The following is an 18,073-nucleotide window of genomic DNA, read 5'->3' on the forward strand; positions in this document are numbered from 1 at the left end:
GGACCTCCGGCAGCCGGTGTCCTCAGACCCCCAGCAGCCAGCGCCCCCCGCCGATCAGCGAGCACAGCGACACGGCGTGGAACAGGAACAGCCACAGCCCCGCCGGGACGTGCGTCAGCCGCGACAGCTGGTCCGCGTCCGAGTCCCCGGCCCCGCCCCGTATCCGCTTGGCCTGGAGCTCGAACGGCGGTCGTACGCCCCCGAACAGCAGGAACCACACCACCGCGTACGCGAACGCCGCCTGCACCTGCGGCCCCGTGAGCCAGGACACCAGCAGGAACGCCCCGCCCGCGAGCACCACGGTCAGCACGCCGTACGCGTTGCGGATCATCACCAGCATCACCGCCAGCAGGGCCGTGGCCGCCCACAGAAGCAGCGTGATGCGGCCCGCGGCGAGCAGCGCGGCGCCGCCGAGGCCGAGCAGCGAGGGGGCGGTGTAGCCCGCGGCCGCGGTGAGGATCATGCCGAGCCCGTACGGCTTGCCCCGGCTCACCGTGAGCCCGCTGGTGTCCGAGTGCAGCCGGATGCCGGTGAGCTGCCGGCCGGTGAGCAGGGCGATCAGCCCGTGGCCGCCCTCGTGCGCGATGGTGACCGCGTTGCGCGACACCCGCCACAGCGGATGCGGTACGACCACCACCAGCGCGGCGGCCAGGGTGGCCAGCACCACCCAGAGATCGGGGTCGGGCTGGATACCGGTGAGCCGGTCCCAGAGGCCGGGCAGCGCGAGGGCGGCGAGGCTGTCCATGTGTCCGAGTGGCTCCCTGGTGTCGTGTGGAGTCTGGCAGTGTGGCACGTATGTGCGGACGGTATGCAGCCAGTCGTAGGCCCGAGGACCTCGCCGGGATCTTCGGGATCGAGAAGTGGGACGCCGAGGAGACCCTGGAGCCGGACTACAACGTGGCCCCCACCAAAGAGGTCCACGCCGTGCTCGACCGCCCTGTGAAAGACGCGGACTCCCCGCGCCCGGTTCGCCAGCTGCGCAAGCTCAGGTGGGGGCTGGTGCCGTCCTGGTCCAAGAGCCCCGAGGGCGGCGCCCGGATGATCAACGCGCGCGCGGAGACGGTGCACGAGAAGCCGTCCTACCGCCGCGCCTTCGCCGCCCGCCGCTGCATCCTGCCCGCCGACGGCTACTACGAGTGGGTGACCGGCACGCAGGAGCGGGACCTGGAGGTCGAGGGCAGGAAGAAGCGGCCCCGCAAGCAGCCGTACTTCGTGCTGCCCGCCGACGGCTCGGTGTTCGCGATGGCCGGCCTGTACGAGTTCTGGCGCGACCGCACCCTGCCCGACGACCACCCCCGGGCCTGGTGGGTCACCTGCTCGGTGATCACCACGGAGGCCGAGCGGACCCCGCTGGCCGTCGCCCCCGCCGAGGGCCCGCGCTCGCTCGCCGACATCCACCCCCGGATGCCGCTGATGCTCACCCCGGACCGCTGGGACGCCTGGCTCGACCCCTCCCGCACCGACCCGGACGACCTGCGCGCCCTGCTCGCCCCGCCCCCGCCGGGACTGATGCGCGCCTATCCGGTCGCCACCGCCGTCAGCAACGTCCGCAACAACGGACCGGAGCTGCTCAAGGAGCTGGAAGCGCCGGAAGAGGGCACACTCTTCTAGCGTGATCGAGATTGTCGAGACCGACGCCGGAACCGCCCGCATCACCTGGCACCGGGCGACGAATCCCAGGCTCGTCCTCGCGCTGAGCCACGGCGCGGGCGGCGGCATCGAGGCGCGTGACCTCCAGGCGCTCGCCGGGGCCCTCCCGCGGCACGGCGTGAGCGTGGCGCTCGTCGAGCAGCCCTGGCGGGTCGCGGGCAAGAAGGTGGCACCCGCCCCGAAGACGCTGGACGCCGGGTGGCGCGGCATCTGGCCCGCGCTGGCCGGCATGGAGCTGCCGGTGATCTCCGGCGGTCGCAGCGCCGGCGCCCGCGTCGCCTGCCGTACGGCCACCGAGCTGGGCGCCCGCGCCGTCCTCGCCCTGAGCTTCCCGCTGCACCCGCCGGGCAAGCCCGAGAAGTCCCGCGCGCAGGAGCTGCTGGGCACCGGCGTGCCCACCCTCGTCGTGCAGGGGGGCAGCGACCCCTTCGGCAAGCCCGCCGAGTTCCCCGAGGGCGGCTTCCGGCTGGTCGAGGTGCCGGCCGCCGACCACGGCTTCGCGATCCCCAAGCGCGCCGAGATCAGCCAGGAACAGGCCCTGGCGATCATCACCGACGGCGTCGTGGAGTGGACCGCGTCACTCGGGTGACGGGCGGGAATGCCGCGTGGCACAGCGCTGTTGTGAGCACAGAAGTGCTGAGGCCTCGGCACCGACGTCGTGGGAAGGGAAGTCCGCCGCATGGGTTCGACCATCTGCCCGCCCGCCGCCCACCACCCGTGTGGGGACGCGCTGCGCGCGGCACCTGTTGAATCCCGTCAGACCAGTACTGACCTGGACTGGACGGTGCTTCACGCGCCCAAGCCCGCCTCAATTCGAGGGGCGGCGGATACGGGTCGTGTTCTATCCTCCGAATCGAGTGGGGCCGCTCTCGGTCCCGCCCGGGATCTTGAGGAGGTGGGTCCGGTCACTGGGACCGACGCGGGGACCGACAACGGCCAGGCGGAGCAGCCCGAGGGCCGGGGCACGAGCGCGGAGGCGTCCTCCGAGTCGACCGCGGAGCGCAGCGCGCGCTTCGAGCGGGACGCGCTCGATTTCCTCGACCAGATGTACTCGGCCGCCCTGCGCATGACGCGCAATCCGGCCGACGCCGAGGACCTCGTGCAGGAGACGTACGCCAAGGCCTACGCCTCCTTCCACCAGTTCCGCGAGGGCACCAACCTCAAGGCGTGGCTGTACCGGATCCTCACCAACACGTTCATCAACTCGTACCGCAAGAAGCAGCGCGAGCCCCAGCGCTCCGCCGCGGAGGAGATCGAGGACTGGCAGCTCGCCCGTGCCGAGTCGCACATGTCGACGGGGCTGCGCTCCGCCGAGTCGCAGGCGCTCGACCATCTGCCCGACTCGGACGTGAAGGAAGCGCTCCAGGCGATCCCCGAGGAGTTCCGCATCGCCGTGTATCTCGCGGATGTGGAGGGGTTTGCCTACAAGGAGATCGCGGACATCATGGGGACACCCATCGGTACGGTGATGTCCCGGCTGCACCGGGGCCGCCGTCAACTGCGCGGCATGCTGGAGGACTACGCCCGTGAGCGTGGGCTGGTCCCGGCAGGCGCCGGAGAGTCGGACGAAGCGAAAGGCTCGGGCTCATGAGCTGCGGAGAGCCGCACGAGACGGACTGCGGTGAGGTCCTCGACCACCTGTACGAGTTCCTCGACAGCGAGATGCCGGACGTCGACCGCGACAAGTTCCGGCACCACTTCGAGGAGTGCTCGCCGTGCCTGGAGAAGTACGGCCTGGAGCAGGCCGTGAAGAAGCTGGTCAAGCGCTGCTGCGGCCATGACGACGTGCCCGCGGACCTGCGTGCCAAGGTGATGGGGCGGCTCGAACTGCTCCGCTCCGGACAGCCCGCGCCCGACCACGACATCACCAGCACGGCCAAGGACGGCTGAGCCGCGCCTCACCTGGACGCCGTGTCCCCGGACCCCTGCCGCTCGCCCCGCCCGCTTCCCGCCGGCGAGACGTACGGCACTGTCTGATCCCGCCCGCACCTGGGTAACCCATGGGTAATGAGCGCCGCTCCCGCCGCACGTGGTTGGATGCGAGGGAGAGGGCGCCCGGGGGCGAAGCCAGCCCACTGTGCGTAACTGGAACTGGCAGGCGGGAATCGTGAGGATCTTCGGCAAGGGACGGCACCGGCCCTCCGCCTCCTGGCGGCAGGCCACCGACCGCGCGTTCACGCTCATCGGCGACGGCCGGTACGAGGACGCGGGCGAACTGCTGACCCGCGCCGCCGACCTGGAACCCTGGCTGTCGGAGTCCTGGTTCAACCTCGCGCTGCTGCACAAGTTCCGGCACGACTGGGAGCAGGCCCGCGCCGCCGGGCTGCGCGCCGTCGCCCTGCTCGACCGCGAGACCGGCGCGCCCGACTGGTGGAACGTGGGCATCGCCGCGACCGCCCTTCAGGACTGGCCGCTGGCCCGCCGCGCCTGGCAGGCGTACGGCCTGAAGGTGCCCGGGGGCGCGACCGCCGCCGGGGAGCCGCTCGGCATGGAGCTGGGCAGCGCGGCCGTACGGCTCTCTCCCGAGGGCGAGGCCGAGGTGGTGTGGGGCCGTCGGCTGGACCCTGCGCGCATCGAGGTGCTGTCCATCCCGCTGCCCTCGTCGGGGCGGCGCTGGGGCGAGGTCGTGCTGCACGACGGGGTCCCGCACGGGGAGCGCACCACGTCCGCCGGGCACAGCTACCCCGTCTTCGACGAGATCGAACTGTGGGCGCCCTCGCCCGTGCCCACCTGGGTCGTCCTCCTGGAGGCGGCCACCGAGGCGGACCGGGACGCGCTGGAGCAGCTGGCCGCGGACGCCGGGTTCGCCGCGGAGGACTGGTCGTCCTCGGTGCGGCTGCTGTGCCGGATGTGCAGCGAGTCCCGGATGCCCTCGGACGAGGGCGACGGGGAGCACCTCGACCCGCACGACCACAGCGAACCCGGTCACCCCGGGCCCCTCGGGCACCGCACGGACGGACAGCTGTGGGTGCCGGAGCGGGAGTGCGGGGTGGCGGCGCCGCCCTCGCTGGTGCGGGGGCTGCTCGACGGCTGGGTCGCGGACAGTCCGGATTCGAGGGACTGGCGTGACCTGGAAGAGGTTTGCTGAGCAGCCGGTGACCGGCCACCTTTAGGCTGTACCCGCAGAATTTTCCAGGCTTGCAGGAAGGCGTACGTCGGTCATGGCGCAGCAGGACACCGATCAGCAGCACGCGGGCGTGCTCCCCGTCGACGACGACGGCTATGTCGTGGACACGCAGGACTGCGAGGGGCGCGAGAAGGCCTGGCGGGAGAGCGGGACCTCGCGGCCGATCACGGTCGTCGGCAACCCGGTCCTGCACAAGGAGTGCGAGGACGTCACGGAGTTCGGCGAGGAGCTGCGGCAGCTGGTCGCCGACATGTTCGCCAGCCAGCGCACCGCCGAGGGCGTGGGCCTGGCCGCGAACCAGATCGGCGTCGACCTGAAGGTCTTCGTCTACGACTGCCAGGACGACGAGGGCACCCGGCACGTCGGCGTGGTGTGCAACCCGAAGCTGGTCGAGCTGCCCGCCGAGCGGCGCCGGCTCGACGACAACAACGAGGGGTGCCTGTCGGTGCCCGGGGCCTACGCCGAGCTGCCGCGCCCCGACTACGCCGAGGTGACCGGTCAGGACGAGCAGGGCAACCCGATCAAGGTCCGCGGCACCGGATACTTCGCTCGGTGTTTGCAGCACGAGACCGACCACCTCTACGGCTACCTCTACATCGACCGGCTGTCCAAGCGCGACCGCAAGGACGCGCTGCGGCAGATGGCCGAGAACGAGCCGCGCTACCCCGTGGTCGCCAACGACTAGTAGCCCTCGGGCCGTTGGGCGCCCCGCCGGGAACACCCCCGGCCGGGCGCCCTTCTTCTTGCCTTTATTCGCTCACCAGTGCGTCGTACAAATGGTCGCTTTTGTGGTGCCGGTGATCATTGATCGGTCACGCGAGGGGGGAATCGCGGCATCGTGGGTAGTGAGTGGCCCAAATCCGTTCCCACGAAGGCCAGTTGTGGTGCTGAATGGGAAGTGCGGGATAGGTAACGACGCGCACCGGCCCCACCCGAGCGGTGCGTATCCGGCGGCTGAGAGGGGTTTGTTCTGTGCAAGCTTTCCCACACAGCACCACAGAGGCGACGACGGTCGTGGTACCACCCTCACTGGCACTGCCGGTGATCGAGTCCGGCTTTCCCCGGCAACTGCATCCGTATTGGCCACGGCTCCAGGAGAAGACCCGCCTGTGGCTGCTGGAAAAACGCCTGATGCCGGAAGACAAGGTGCGGGAGTACGCGGACAGTCTGCGCTACACCGACCTGATGGCGGGCTACTACACGGACGCCGACGACGAGGTGCTCCAGGCCATAGCGGACTACAGCGCGTGGTTCTTCGTCTGGGACGACCGGCACGACCGGGACATCGTGCACGCCCGCGCGGGCGACTGGCGGCGGCTGCGCCACCGGCTGCACACGGCACTCGACGCACCCCGGCACCATCTGCACCACCCGGACCCGCTGGTCGCGGGTTTCGCCGACAGTGTGCTGCGGCTCTACGGATTCCTGCCGGGCGCCTGGAACCAGCGTTTCGCCCGGCACTTCCACGCGGTCATCGAGGCCTACGACCGTGAATTCCACAATCGTACCCAGGGGTACGTTCCCGGCGTCGACGAATACCTCGCCCTGCGTCGGCTGACCTTCGCGCACTGGATTTGGACGGATCTCCTGGAACCCAGTGCCGGATGCGAACTCCCCGACCTCGTGAGGAAAGATCCAGCCTACCGCCGGGCCGCACTTCTCAGTCAGGAATTCGCCGCCTGGTACAACGATTTGTGTTCGCTCCCGAAGGAACTGGCGGGCGACGAGGTCCACAATCTCGGAATAAGTCTCATCACCCATGAAGGGCTGACTCTGGGGGAGGCGGTGGACGACCTCAGGCGGCGCGTCGAGACATGCGTGGACGAGTTCCTCGAAGCCGAAAGCGAAGCCCTTCGGTTCGCGGATGCACTTGCCGACGGCACAGTCCAGGGAAAGGAATGGAGCGCCGCCGTCCGCACGTGCGTCGGCAACATGCGCAACTGGTTCAGCTCGGTCTACTGGTTCCACCACGAGTCCGGCCGGTACATGGTGGACAGCTGGGCCGACCGCTCCACGCCCCCGTACGTCACGAACGAAGCGGCAGGTGAGAAATGACCGTAGAGTCCGTCCAGCCCGAGACCTCCGCCGCCCCGGCGGAGCTGCGTGAACCGCCCCTGGCCGGCGGTGCCGTACCGGTCTTCGGACACGGCCTCCAACTGGTGCGCGACCCGCTGGACTTCATGTCCTCGCTGCGCGCCCACGGCGACATCGTGCGCCTCAAGCTCGGCCCCAAGACCGTCTACGCCGTCACCACCCCGGAGCTGACGGGCGCGCTCGCCCTCAGCCCCGACTTCAAGATCGACGGCCCGGTGTGGGAGTCGTTGGTGGGCCTGCTCGGCGAGGAGGGCGTGGCCACCGCCAACGGCCCCCGCCACCGTCGTCAGCGCCGCACCATCCAGCCCGCGTTCCGGATGGACGCCATACCCAACTACGGCTCGGTCATGGAGGAGGAGGCGCACGCCCTGACCGAGCGCTGGCGCCCCGGCGAGGTCATCGACTGCACCTCCGAGTCCTTCCGGGTGGCCGTGCGCATGGCCGCCCGCTGCCTGCTGCGCGGCGAGTTCATGGACGAGCGCGCCGAGCGGCTGAGCACCGACCTCGCCACCGTCTTCCGTGGTATGTACCGTCGGATGGTGGTGCCGCTGGGGCCCCTGTACAAGCTGCCGTTTCCGGCCAACCGCGAATTCAACCGCGCACTGGCCGATTTGCATCTGCTCGTGGACGAGATCGTCGCCGAGCGGAGGGCGTCCGGTCAAAAGCCGGACGATTTGCTGACGGCATTGCTGGAGGCGAAGGACGACAATGGGGACCCCATCGGGGAACAGGAGATCCACGACCAGGTCGTCGCGATAATCACCCCCGGTGCCGAAACGATCGCGTCCACGATCATGTGGCTGCTCCAGGCGCTGGCGGAACACCCGGAGCACGCGGAGAAGGTGCGCGCCGAGGTCGAATCCGTGACCGGCGGTCAGCCCGTCGCATTCGAGCACGTCCGCTCCCTCAGGCACACCAACAATGTGATCCTGGAGGCCATCCGGCTGCGTCCCGCCGTATGGATTCTGACCCGCCGGGCGACCGTCGACACCGCGCTCGGGGACTATCGCATTCCGGCTGGGGCGGACATCATCTACAGCCCGTACGCCATTCAGCGCGACGCCCGCTCGTACGACCGCCACCTCGACTTCGACCCGGACCGCTGGCTTCCGGACCGGGCCAAGGACGTGCCGAAGTACGCCATGAGCCCCTTCAGCGTCGGCAACCGCAAGTGCCCCAGCGACCACTTCTCGATGGCCCAGCTGAGCCTGATCACCGCGGCGATCTCGGCCAAGTACCGCTTCGAGCCGGCCGAGGAGTCGGACGGCGCCGCCCGGGTCGGCATCACGCTGCGCCCGAACAACCTGCGGCTGCGGCCGCGGCCCTGGTGAGGGACCCGGGGTGACGCCGCTACCGGCGCGTGTTCAGGCGGCCTGCGGGCCCCGGAACGCGCGCCGGTAGGCGTTCGGCGTGGTGCCGAGCGCCCGCACGAACTGATGGCGCAGCGCGGCCGCCGTACCGAACCCGGTGCGCGCGGCGATCGCGTCCACCGTCTCGTCCGTGCCCTCCAGCAACTCCTGGGCGCGCAGCACCCGTTGGCGCAGGAGCCACCGGTAGGGCGTGGTCCCGGTCTCCTGCTGGAAGCGACGGGCGAAGGTGCGCGGCGCCATGTGGGCGCGGGTGGCGAGCTGTTCGACGGTCACCTCCGCGTCGAGGTGCTCCTCCATCCACACCAGGACCTCGCCGACGGTGTCGCACGGGGCCTTGGGCAGCGGCCGTTCGATGTACTGGGCCTGGCCGCCGTCCCGGTGCGGGGGTACCACCATCCGCCGGGCGATCCTGTTGGCGACCTCCGGGCCCTGCTCCTTGCGCACCAGGTGCAGACAGGCGTCGATGCCGGCCGCGGTGCCGGCGGAGGTGATCACCGGGTCCTCGTCCACGTACAGCACGTCCGGTTCGACGGCGAGCCGCGGATAGCGCCGGGCCAACTGCTCGGCATGGTGCCAGTGCACCGCGCACCGCCGCCCGTCCAGCAGCCCGGCCGCGGCCAGCACGAAGACCCCGGAGCAGACGCTGAGCACCCGGCAGCCCCGCTCGACCGCCCGCCGCAGCGCCGCGAGCAGCTCGGGCGGATACTCCCGGTCCACATAGCTCTCGCCGGCGGGCACGGCGATCAGGTCGGCCTCCTCCAGCCGCTCCAGGCCGTGCGGCGTGGACACGGTGAACCCGCAGTGGGTGCCGAGGTCGGGCCCCTCGGCCGAGACCACGGCGAAGTCGTACACCGGCAGCCCCTCGTCGCTGCGGTCGATGCCGAACACCTCGCAGACGACGCCCAGCTCGAAGGGGTGCACTCCGTTCAGCAGCACGGCGGCCACGTTCTTGAGCATGCCCCCAGTGTGCCTCAGAGCTGGCAGTAATTCGAGGGTGTACGGCAGTCCTGCCACTCCCGGTCAGCAGTGTCCGGCAGGACAGTAGTGGCATGACTGGAAACCAGATCCAAGGCCTGATCGGAATGACCGCCACCCTCGCGATCCTCGTCCTCCTGGTCCTCCCCTCCGTGCTCGGCATCCTGCGCGACAGGCGCGTCGACCGGCAGATCAGGGAGGCCCAGGAGGCCCGGGAGACCCGGGAGACCCGCGGAGAGAAGGAGGCTCAGAAGTCCTCGTCCAGGTCGACGGTGCCCTCCACCCCCACCTGGTACGCCGACGGACGGCGCTCGAAGAAGTTGGTCAGCTCCTGAACGCCCTGGAGCTCCATGAAGGAGAAGGGGTTCTCGGAGCCGTAGACCGGCGCGAAGCCCAGCCGGGTCAGACGCTGGTCGGCCACGCACTCCAGGTACTGCCGCATCGAGTCGGTGTTCATGCCCGGGAGGCCGTCACCGCACAGGTCGCGCGCGAACTGCAGCTCGGCCGCGACGGCCTCCCGCAGCATGTCGGTGACCTCCCGCTGGAGCTGGTCGTCGAACAGCTCCGGCTCCTCCTTGCGGACGGTGTCGACCACGTCGAAGGCGAAGGACATGTGCATCGTCTCGTCGCGGAACACCCAGTTGGTGCCGGTCGCGAGCCCGTGCAGGAGGCCCCGGCTGCGGAACCAGTAGACGTACGCGAAGGCGCCGTAGAAGAACAGGCCCTCGATGCACGCGGCGAAGCAGATCAGGTTGAGCAGGAAGCGCCGGCGGTCCGCCCGCGTCTCCAGACGGTCGATCGTGTCCACCGAGTCGATCCACTTGAAGCAGAACTCGGCCTTCTCGCGGATCGAGGGGATGTTCTCGACGGCCGCGAACGCCGCCGTGCGGTCCTCCGGGTCGGGCAGGTAGGTGTCCAGCAGCGTCAGATAGAACTGGACGTGCACCGCCTCCTCGAAGAGCTGACGGCTCAGGTACAGCCGCGCCTCGGGGGAGTTGATGTGCTTGTACAGCGTCAGCACCAGGTTGTTGGCGACGATCGAGTCACCCGTCGCGAAGAACGCGACCAGGCGGCCGATCAGGTGCTGCTCGGCCGGGCTCAGCTTCGCGAGGTCGGCGACGTCCGAGTGGAGGTCGACCTCCTCCACGGTCCAGGTGTTCTTGATGGCGTCCCGGTAGCGTTCGTAGAAGTCCGGGTAGCGCATGGGACGCAGGGTCAGCTCGAAGCCCGGGTCGAGGAGATTCTGGTTACGAGTCATCGCTGTCGGCGCGAGGCGCCGTCCTCCAGGGGTGGTGGTCGGGTGACGGGCGGGCATTACTGGCAGGCCTCGCAGGACTCGGGGTTCTCCAGGGAGCAGGCGACGGCGTCGGGGTCGGCGACCTGCTGGACGGGGACGGTCTTCTGCGCCTGGGCGGCGCGGGCGATGCGGGTCGCCGGGCGCGAGCGCAGGTAGTACGTCGTCTTCAGCCCGGACTTCCAGGCGTACGCGTACATCGAGGAGAGCTTGCCGATCGTCGGCGTCTCCATGAACAGGTTCAGGGACTGCGCCTGGTCGAGGAACGGGGTGCGCGCCGCGGCCATGTCGATCAGACCGCGCTGCGGGATCTCCCACGCCGTGCGGTACAGCTCGCGCAGGTCCGCCGGCACCCAGGTGAAGCCCTGCACCGAGCCGTTGGACTCGCGCAGCGCCTCCCGGGTCTGCGCGTCCCAGACGCCGAGCTTCTTCAGGTCGTCGACGAGGTACGAGTTGACCTGGAGGAACTCACCGGACAGCGTCTCGCGCTTGAACAGGTTGGACACCTGCGGCTCGATGCACTCGTAGACGCCCGCGATGGAGGCGATGGTGGCCGTCGGGGCGATGGCCAGCAGCAGCGAGTTGCGCAGGCCGACCGCCGCGATCCGCTCGCGCAGCGCCGCCCAGCGCTCGGGCCAGGTCTCCTCGACGCCGTAGTGGTCGGGGTGCAGCACACCGCGCGCGGTACGGGTCTTGTCCCAGGCCGGCAGCGGGCCGTTGCGCTCGGCGAGGTCGGCGGAGGCCTCGTAGGCGGCGAGCATGATCCGCTCGGCGATCCGGGTGGACAGGGCCTTCGCCGCGGGGGAGTCGAAGGGCAGGCGCAGCTTGAAGAAGACGTCCTGCAGGCCCATGGCGCCGAGGCCCACCGGGCGCCACCTGGCGTTGGAGCGGCCCGCCTGCTCGGTCGGGTAGAAGTTGATGTCCACGACGCGGTCGAGGAAGGTGACGGCGGTGCGGACGGTCTCGTCCAGGCGCGCCCAGTCGATGTCCTCGTCGGCCACGAAGGCGCCCAGGTTGACGGAGCCCAGGTTGCAGACCGCCGTCTCGCCGTCGTTGGTGACCTCCAGGATCTCCGTGCAGAGGTTGGAGGAGTGGATGACCTGGCCCGGCTCGGCGGTCTGGTTGGCGGTGCGGTTGGCGGCGTCCTTGAAGGTCATCCAGCCCTGGCCGGTCTGCGCGAGGGTGCGCATCATGCGGCCGTACAGCTCACGGGCGGGCATGGTCTTCTTCGCGAGTCCCGCCTCCTCGGCCTCGCGGTAGGCGGCGTCGAACTCCGCGCCGTACAGGTCCACCAGCTCGGGCACGTCCGCCGGGGAGAACAGCGACCACGGCTCGTCGGCGTTGACGCGGCGCATGAACTCGTCCGGCACCCAGTGCGCGAGGTTCAGGTTGTGCGTACGGCGGGCGTCCTCACCGGTGTTGTCCCGCAGCTCCAGGAACTCCTCGACGTCCGAGTGCCAGGTCTCCAGGTACACCGCGGCCGCGCCCTTGCGCCGGCCGCCCTGGTTCACGGCGGCGACCGAGGCGTCCAGGGTCTTGAGGAACGGGACGATGCCGTTGGAGTGCCCGTTGGTGCCCCGGATCAGCGAACCGCGGGCGCGGATACGGGAGTACGAGAGGCCGATGCCGCCGGCGTGCTTGGAGAGGCGGGCGACCTGGTGGTAGCGGTCGTAGATGGAGTCCAGCTCGTCCAGCGGGGAGTCGAGGAGGTAGCAGGACGACATCTGGGGGTGCCGGGTGCCGGAGTTGAACAGCGTGGGGGAGGAGGGCAGGTAGTCGAGCCGGCTCATGAGCCGGTAGAGCGCGGCGACCTCGTCCACCGAGTGGGCGGAGTCGTCCTCGGCGAGCCCGGCGGCGACCCGCAGCATGAAGTGCTGCGGCGTCTCGACGACCTTGCGGGTGATGGGGTGGCGCAGCAGGTAGCGGCTGTGCAGCGTGCGCAGGCCGAAGTAGCCGAAGCGGTCGTCGGCGGCGGTGTCGACCAGGGCGTCGAGGCGGGCGGCGTGGACACGCGCGAACTCGGCCGTCCGGTCGGCGATGAGCCCCTCGCGGTGCCCCACGGCGACCGACTCGGTGAACGAGGTCACGCCCTGCGAGGCGGCCTCGGCGCGGATGGCGAGGGTGAGCAGCCGGGCGGCGAGCCGTGAGTACGCGGGGTCGTCGGAGATCAGTCCGGCCGCGGCCTCGGTCGCGAGTTCGCGCAGCTCCGCCTCGTCGGCGTGGGCCGAGCGGCCGCGCAGCGCGGCGGCGGCGATCCGGCCGGGGTCGGCGTCGGGGAGGTCCCCGGTCAGCTCGGTCAGGGTCCGCAGCAGCGCGGCACCGGGACCGTCGTTCTCCAGGCCTGGGGCTGAAGCCGGGTCTGCTGGCGCGATGGTCACGTGGGGCTCTCCCTCGCTCGGCACGGGGCCTGGCGGAGGGCAGGGGGCAGCCACGAGCGCGCACGGCGTCGCGTCCACCGGCCCACTCCACGAGGCCCGGACGTCTCAGAGCGCCCGAACCGGCCGGCCGGGCGCGCGCTGCCGGCAGGTCCTCGGACTGACTCCTGTGCACGGATGCGCACAAGTACACCGTTGCGGGACAGTTCCGGATTCCCACCGGATTCCCCTGCGACGACAGCGAGCATGAGCATACATCTAGTGCCGGGCCGTCATGCCACCCCCAGATGTTGTGTCGCCCCCGGTATCAGAGCGTCAACTCATAGGTGAGCAGAGTGATGTCGTCCAGCTCCGGGAGGGGCCGCCAGTCCCGCTCGGGCGTGCGTGTGAAGCCCAGGCGCTCGTAGATGCGGTGGGCGCTGCGCATGGTCCGCTGCGTGGAGAGCACGATGGCGCGGCAGCCTTCCCTGGCGCGCGCCCGCTCCACACAGGCCCGCACGAGCGCCTCGCCGGCACCCCGGCCGCGGGCCGCCCTGTCCACGGCCAGCATGCGGATCTCGGCCTCTTCGGGGCGGGCGATGTCGGCCATGGCGCCGGGGGAGGGGACGAAGGTGACACCGCCGAGGAGGACGTCGTCGGCGGTGGCCACGAGGACCTCGGCCGCCGAGGCCCTCTTGGCCACGTCCTTGAGTTCGTCGAGGTAGCTGTCACTCTCGCCGAAGTCCAGAAGACCGTCGTCGAGGTAGGCCCGCGCGGTGATCTCGCCGAGTGCGTCGTATTCGGCGGGGAGGGCGCGGCGGATGTGAAGGGTCATGGCGGTGAGTCTGCACGACGGCGGGCCGCCGGATCATGTGCTTTCCGGCGGCCCGCTGCGGGTTGTTCGTGGTGGGCGGCGTGCACGCGGCGGAAGCCGCGTGCCGATACCGCCCCGCGTCCCTTCGGGGTGCTCTAGTGGGTGCTTCCGGCGGTGGCCGGCGGGAGTTCCACCTCGACGCCCGGGTCGCCCGCGTCCGCCGTGTAGTCCTCGGGGCGGGTCTCGTCGATGCCCTCGGGGGCCTTGACGGCCTTGAGGACGACGGTGAGGACGACGGTGACGAGGACGTTCAGGACGAACGCCGTCATGCCGATGTAGCCGATCTGGCCGATGCCCGGGATCTCGTCGGCGGAACCGCCGAAGTGCTTCTGGGTCGGGGAGGCGACGCCGTACGCGGCGAGGGTGCCGTAGGCCATGCCGACCGCCCAGCCCGCGAGCAGCGCCCAGCGGTGGAACCAGCGGGTGAACAGGCCGCCGACCAGCGCCGGGAACGTCTGCAGGATCCAGATGCCGCCGAGGAGCTGGAAGTTGATGGCGACCGTCTTGTCCATGCCGAGCACGAAGATCAGCGCGCCGACCTTCACCAGCAGCGACACGATCTTGGAGACCTGCGCCTCCTGCTTCGGCGTGGCGTCCGGCTTGATGAAGTCCTTGTAGATGTTGCGCGTGAACAGGTTCGCTGCCGCGATCGACATGATCGCCGCCGGCACCAGCGCGCCGATGCCGATCGCCGCGAACGCCACACCCGTGAACCAGTCCGGGAACATGTCCTCGAACAGCTGCGGGATCGCCAGCTGGCCGTTGGTGACCTTCACCCCGGACGCGATCGCCATGAAGCCCAGCAGCGCCAGCAGACCGAGCATCAGGGAGTACAGCGGCAGGATCGTGGTGTTGCGGCGGATCACGTTACGGCTCTTGGAGGAGAGCGTCGCGGTGATCGAGTGCGGGTACATGAACAGCGCGAGCGCCGAGCCGAGCGCCAGCGTGGCGTACGCCCACTGCCCCGCCGGCGCCGGGGCGAGCGCCCCCCGCGGCTTGCCCGTCGCCGGGTTCACCTGGCTGAACGCGTGGGCCGCCTTCGCGAAGATGTCGTCGAACCCGCCCAGCTTGATCGGGATGTAGATGATCGCCACCGCGATCACGATGTAGATCAGCCCGTCCTTGACGAACGCGATCAGTGCCGGCGCCCGCAGGCCCGAGGAGTACGTGTACGCCGCCAGCACCGCGAACGCGATCAGCAGCGGCAGGTCCTTCACGAACGCGTTGGTGTTGTCACCGCCGCCGACGCCCATCACGTCCAGCACCGCCTGGATGCCGACGAGCTGGAGCGCGATGTACGGCATCGTCGCGAGGATGCCGGTCAGCGCCACCGCGAGCGACAGCCCCTTCGAGCCGAACCGGCCGCGCACGAAGTCCGAGGTGGTGACGTACCCGTGGCGGTGCGAGACCGACCACAGCCGCGGCAGGAAGGTGAAGATCAGCGGGTACACCAGGATCGTGTACGGCACCGCGAAGAAGCCGGCCGCGCCGGCCGCGTAGATCGCCGCCGGTACGGCCACGAAGGTGTACGCCGTGTACAGGTCACCGCCGAGCAGGAACCAGGTGATCCAGGTGCCGAACGAGCGCCCGCCCAGGCCCCATTCGTCCAGCGAGTGCTCGTTCTCGGCCCGGCGCCAGCGCGCGGCGAGGAAGCCGAGCACCGTGACGGCCAGGAAGAAGAAGATGAAGACGCCGAGCGCGACGCCGTTGACCCCGGTCTTCACTTCGCCGCACCCCCCTGCGCGTCACGGCGGGAGCGCTGGTCGCGCTGCCACAGCTTGTACGCGATCATGGTGAGGGCGGTGGAGATCAGCACCCACATCATCTGGTACCAGTAGAAGAACGGGATCCCGATGAGCGTCGGGTCCGTCTTGGCGTACGAGCCGACCCACAGCATCGCCACGAAGGGCGCGATGAGACAGACACCGATGACCACGCGGACCGGCGTCACCACCGGTGGTCTGACTTCGGGTGTTTCTGACATGCTGCGGCTCCGTCTCCTTGCTGATCACCTGTGTAATGCGCAGGCAATCTAGGTGACGGTATCCGGCCAGTGGAAGACCTTGTCCCAAGCTGTCTATATCGATTCGGCGAAGGAACGGGCGCGTCCGGACACGCCCGCGCCTAATCCATCGGGCGCTTGAGACGGGCGACGAACTTGTACCGGTCGCCGCGGTACACCGAGCGCACCCACTCCACCGGCTGGCCCTCGCGGTCCAGCGAATGCCGGGACAGCATCAGCATCGGCAGGCCGACGTCCGTACCCAGCAGGCTCGCCTCGCGCGGGGTGGCCAGCGAGGTCTCGATGGTCTCCTCGGCCTCGGCGAGGCGGACGCCGTACACCTCGGCGAGCGCGGTGTAGAGGGACGTGTACTTCACCAGCGAGCGGCGCAGCGCGGGGAAGCGCTTGGCGGACAGGTGAGTGGTCTCTATGGCCATGGGCTCGCCGTTGGCCATGCGCAGCCGCTCGATGCGCAGCACGCGCCCGCCGGCGGAGATGTCGAGCAGCTCGGCGAGCCGCTCGTCGGCGGTGATGTAACCGACGTCCAGCAGCTGCGAGGTCGGCTCCAGGCCCTGGGCGCGCATGTCCTCCGTGTACGAGGTGAGCTGCAGCGCCTGGGAGACCTTGGGCTTGGCGACGAAGGTGCCCTTGCCCTGGATGCGCTCCAGGCGGCCCTCCACGACCAGTTCCTGCAACGCCTGGCGGACGGTGGTGCGGGAGGTGTCGAACTCCGCGGCCAGCGTGCGCTCCGGCGGGACCGGCGTGCCCGGTGCCTGCGTCTCCGTCATGTCGAGCAGGTGCTTCTTCAAGCGGTAGTACTTCGGCACGCGCGCGGTACGGACGGTCGTGCCGGCCTCGTTCTCCGCACTGCTGACATCGGTGCTCATGCTCTGCCTTCCCGGCTCCGGATGCCGAAAGCGACCGACATCCCCGTCGGCCACGGCTCACATCGTGGCACGGCTTACTGTGTCAGGACTCCACCCGCACGCTCCGTGATCTCCTCTGTATACCGTCGCACCCTTGGTTGGTCTAGTCCAACAGGAGGCCGACGGGGACGCGTACAGCCGGGCCCTCGCGCGGGTGCGGCTAGATCCCCTGCCACTCCGGCTTGTTCGCGTACGCGTGCCGGAAGTAGTCCGCCAGCTTCAGCTTCGAGGCCGCCGCCTCGTCCGCGACCACCGTCGCGTGCGGGTGCAGCTGGAGCGCCGAGGCCGGGCACACGGCGGCCACCGGGCCCTCCACGGTCGCCGCGACCGCGTCCGCCTTGCCCTCACCGGTCGCGAGCAGCACCAGGTGGCGGGCCTCCAGGATGGTGCCGATGCCCTGGGTGATGACGTGGTGCGGGACCTGCTCGATCTCGCCGTCGAAGAAGCGCGCGTTGTCCACCCGGGTCTGCTCGGTCAGGGTCTTGATCCGGGTGCGGGAGGCGAGCGAGGAGCAGGGCTCGTTGAACCCGATGTGCCCGTCGGTGCCGATCCCGAGCAGCTGGAGGTCCACCCCGCCGGCCGCGGCGAGCGCCCGGTCGTACGCCGTGCACGCCGCCCGGACGTCCTCGGCGGTGCCGTCGGGGCCGAGGAAGGAGTCCATGCCGATGCCCAGCGGTTCCAGCACCTCGCGGCGCAGCACCGAGCGGTAGGACTCGGGGTGGTCGGCGGGCAGTCCCACGTACTCGTCGAGCTGGGCTATCCGGGCCCGTGAGGCGTCCACGGCGCCGCAGCGCACCTTGCCCGCGAGCGCCTGGTAGACGGGCAGCGGGGTGGAGCCGGTGGCGACGCCGAGCAGGGCGTCGGGCGTGCGTCGCAGCAGCTGCGCCATGGCCTCGGCGATCAGCTCGCCACCCGCCGCGGCGTCCGGAACGATGACAACTTCCACGCTGGGCCTGCCGTTCTGGAGAGGGCTCGTGCGTCTATGTGGTTTAGACCAATCTAACAGAGCGGGCCCCTCGTGCCGATGCCCCGGGGCGCGGGGCAACGGAAATTACCGCCACCTTCTGTCCCCATGGTCGACCCGGGCGGGCTAGGCTGCGTGGCATCGAGTGCCATGGGGTCCGCATGCCGGTAAGGGCATGGACATGCCTCATGGTCCAGTCCACAATCGAGGAGACTGTTCGAACACGTGGCGTGAGCGAACAGTACGAAGCGAACAAGCCCCGTCTTCCCCGCACAGGAAGGCGGATCGAGGAACCGGCGCTCTCTGCCCTGACTGCCCCGGCTCCTCGAACCTTCGGCCGACCGGGACCGCACACCCCACGGCCGATGATGCTCCGGGCTGCGGTGCCGGGAGGGTTGAGGGTCCCTTCCAGGCGCCGCGGCCCGCGGGTGTTTTTCGGCCAC

18 protein-coding genes and 1 riboswitch are annotated in these 18,073 nt (G+C 70.1%); of the genes, 9 read left to right on the plus strand and 9 right to left on the minus strand.

What is annotated here, in order from left to right; genetic code table 11:
• Positions 1-22: 22 nt before the first annotated feature.
• Positions 23-745 (minus strand): M50 family metallopeptidase, encoded by a 723-nt coding sequence (locus ACWDD7_RS14500; protein ID WP_351869952.1) that lies wholly within the window; start codon positions 743-745, stop codon positions 23-25.
• Between the two features lie 50 nt (positions 746-795).
• On the opposite strand from ACWDD7_RS14500, the gene ACWDD7_RS14505 reads away from it, so the two are divergent.
• From ACWDD7_RS14505 to ACWDD7_RS14540, 8 genes are all read left to right on the plus strand, one after another.
• On the plus strand, positions 796-1,611 hold the full coding sequence (locus ACWDD7_RS14505) for an SOS response-associated peptidase (RefSeq protein ID WP_392218029.1): 816 nt from the start codon (positions 796-798) through the stop codon (positions 1,609-1,611).
• 1 nt (position 1,612) lies between these two features.
• Positions 1,613-2,239 carry an alpha/beta hydrolase family protein gene (locus ACWDD7_RS14510; RefSeq protein WP_450457574.1) on the plus strand — a complete coding sequence of 209 codons (627 nt, stop codon included), beginning with the start codon at positions 1,613-1,615 and terminating at the stop codon, positions 2,237-2,239.
• Between the two features lie 306 nt (positions 2,240-2,545).
• Positions 2,546-3,241: an RNA polymerase sigma factor SigR gene (gene sigR, locus ACWDD7_RS14515; protein WP_351869942.1), complete on the plus strand. Its 696-nt coding sequence runs from the start codon at positions 2,546-2,548 to the stop codon at positions 3,239-3,241.
• Entirely contained in the window at positions 3,238-3,540 is a 303-nt protein-coding gene (rsrA, locus tag ACWDD7_RS14520; protein WP_351869939.1) for a mycothiol system anti-sigma-R factor, read from the plus strand. Before sigR ends, rsrA begins: the two co-directional genes overlap by 4 nt.
• Positions 3,541-3,757: 217 nt before the next feature.
• A complete protein-coding gene (locus ACWDD7_RS14525) occupies positions 3,758-4,738 on the plus strand; it encodes a hypothetical protein (protein ID WP_351869936.1) in 981 nt (326 codons plus the stop codon).
• A 73-nt stretch (positions 4,739-4,811) separates the two neighbouring features.
• On the plus strand, positions 4,812-5,462 hold the full coding sequence (gene def / locus ACWDD7_RS14530; protein WP_351869933.1) for a peptide deformylase: 651 nt from the start codon (positions 4,812-4,814) through the stop codon (positions 5,460-5,462).
• A gap of 287 nt (positions 5,463-5,749) precedes the next feature.
• The gene (cyc1, locus tag ACWDD7_RS14535; protein WP_450457575.1) at positions 5,750-6,832 is read left to right on the plus strand and encodes an epi-isozizaene synthase; all 1,083 of its coding nucleotides are present in this window, start codon (positions 5,750-5,752) and stop codon (positions 6,830-6,832) included.
• Positions 6,829-8,202, plus strand: a complete 1,374-nt coding sequence (locus ACWDD7_RS14540) for a bifunctional albaflavenone monooxygenase/terpene synthase (protein ID WP_450457576.1) — start codon at positions 6,829-6,831, stop codon at positions 8,200-8,202. The genes cyc1 and ACWDD7_RS14540 overlap by 4 nt, the downstream gene beginning before the upstream one ends.
• Before the next feature lie 33 nt (positions 8,203-8,235).
• Here the strand turns inward: ACWDD7_RS14540 and ACWDD7_RS14545 are convergent, their stop codons facing one another.
• Positions 8,236-9,198 carry a GlxA family transcriptional regulator gene (locus ACWDD7_RS14545; RefSeq protein WP_450457577.1) on the minus strand — a complete coding sequence of 321 codons (963 nt, stop codon included), beginning with the start codon at positions 9,196-9,198 and terminating at the stop codon, positions 8,236-8,238.
• Between the two features lie 92 nt (positions 9,199-9,290).
• Here ACWDD7_RS14545 and ACWDD7_RS14550 point away from each other — a divergent pair, with 92 nt between their 5' ends.
• Positions 9,291-9,551, plus strand: a complete 261-nt coding sequence (locus tag ACWDD7_RS14550; RefSeq protein WP_450457578.1) for a hypothetical protein — start codon at positions 9,291-9,293, stop codon at positions 9,549-9,551.
• On the opposite strand, the gene ACWDD7_RS14555 is transcribed toward ACWDD7_RS14550, so the two are convergent.
• The 7 genes from ACWDD7_RS14555 to nagB form a co-directional block, all read right to left on the minus strand.
• Positions 9,464-10,474, minus strand: a complete 1,011-nt coding sequence (locus ACWDD7_RS14555; protein WP_450457579.1) for a ribonucleotide-diphosphate reductase subunit beta — start codon at positions 10,472-10,474, stop codon at positions 9,464-9,466. The genes ACWDD7_RS14550 and ACWDD7_RS14555 overlap by 88 nt on opposite strands.
• Positions 10,475-10,530: 56 nt before the next feature.
• The gene (locus ACWDD7_RS14560; RefSeq protein WP_450457580.1) at positions 10,531-12,888 is read right to left on the minus strand and encodes a ribonucleoside-diphosphate reductase subunit alpha; all 2,358 of its coding nucleotides are present in this window, start codon (positions 12,886-12,888) and stop codon (positions 10,531-10,533) included.
• Positions 12,889-13,014: 126 nt separating this feature from the next.
• Positions 13,015-13,174: riboswitch (cobalamin riboswitch) on the minus strand.
• An 18-nt stretch (positions 13,175-13,192) separates the two neighbouring features.
• On the minus strand, positions 13,193-13,699 hold the full coding sequence (locus ACWDD7_RS14565; RefSeq protein WP_450457582.1) for a GNAT family N-acetyltransferase: 507 nt from the start codon (positions 13,697-13,699) through the stop codon (positions 13,193-13,195).
• Positions 13,700-13,833: 134 nt separating this feature from the next.
• Positions 13,834-15,462 carry a monocarboxylate uptake permease MctP gene (gene mctP, locus ACWDD7_RS14570; RefSeq protein WP_450457583.1) on the minus strand — a complete coding sequence of 543 codons (1,629 nt, stop codon included), beginning with the start codon at positions 15,460-15,462 and terminating at the stop codon, positions 13,834-13,836.
• Complete coding sequence (locus ACWDD7_RS14575; protein WP_351869908.1) at positions 15,459-15,722, minus strand: DUF3311 domain-containing protein; 264 nt, start codon at positions 15,720-15,722, stop codon at positions 15,459-15,461. Before ACWDD7_RS14575 ends, mctP begins: the two co-directional genes overlap by 4 nt.
• Before the next feature lie 140 nt (positions 15,723-15,862).
• Positions 15,863-16,627: a GntR family transcriptional regulator gene (locus tag ACWDD7_RS14580; protein ID WP_351869905.1), complete on the minus strand. Its 765-nt coding sequence runs from the start codon at positions 16,625-16,627 to the stop codon at positions 15,863-15,865.
• A gap of 199 nt (positions 16,628-16,826) precedes the next feature.
• Positions 16,827-17,612, minus strand: coding sequence for a glucosamine-6-phosphate deaminase (gene nagB / locus ACWDD7_RS14585; RefSeq protein WP_450457584.1), 786 nt, complete (start codon positions 17,610-17,612; stop codon positions 16,827-16,829).
• Positions 17,613-18,073 lie beyond the last annotated feature (461 nt).

Source organism: Streptomyces sp. NPDC001056 (assembly GCF_053598955.1).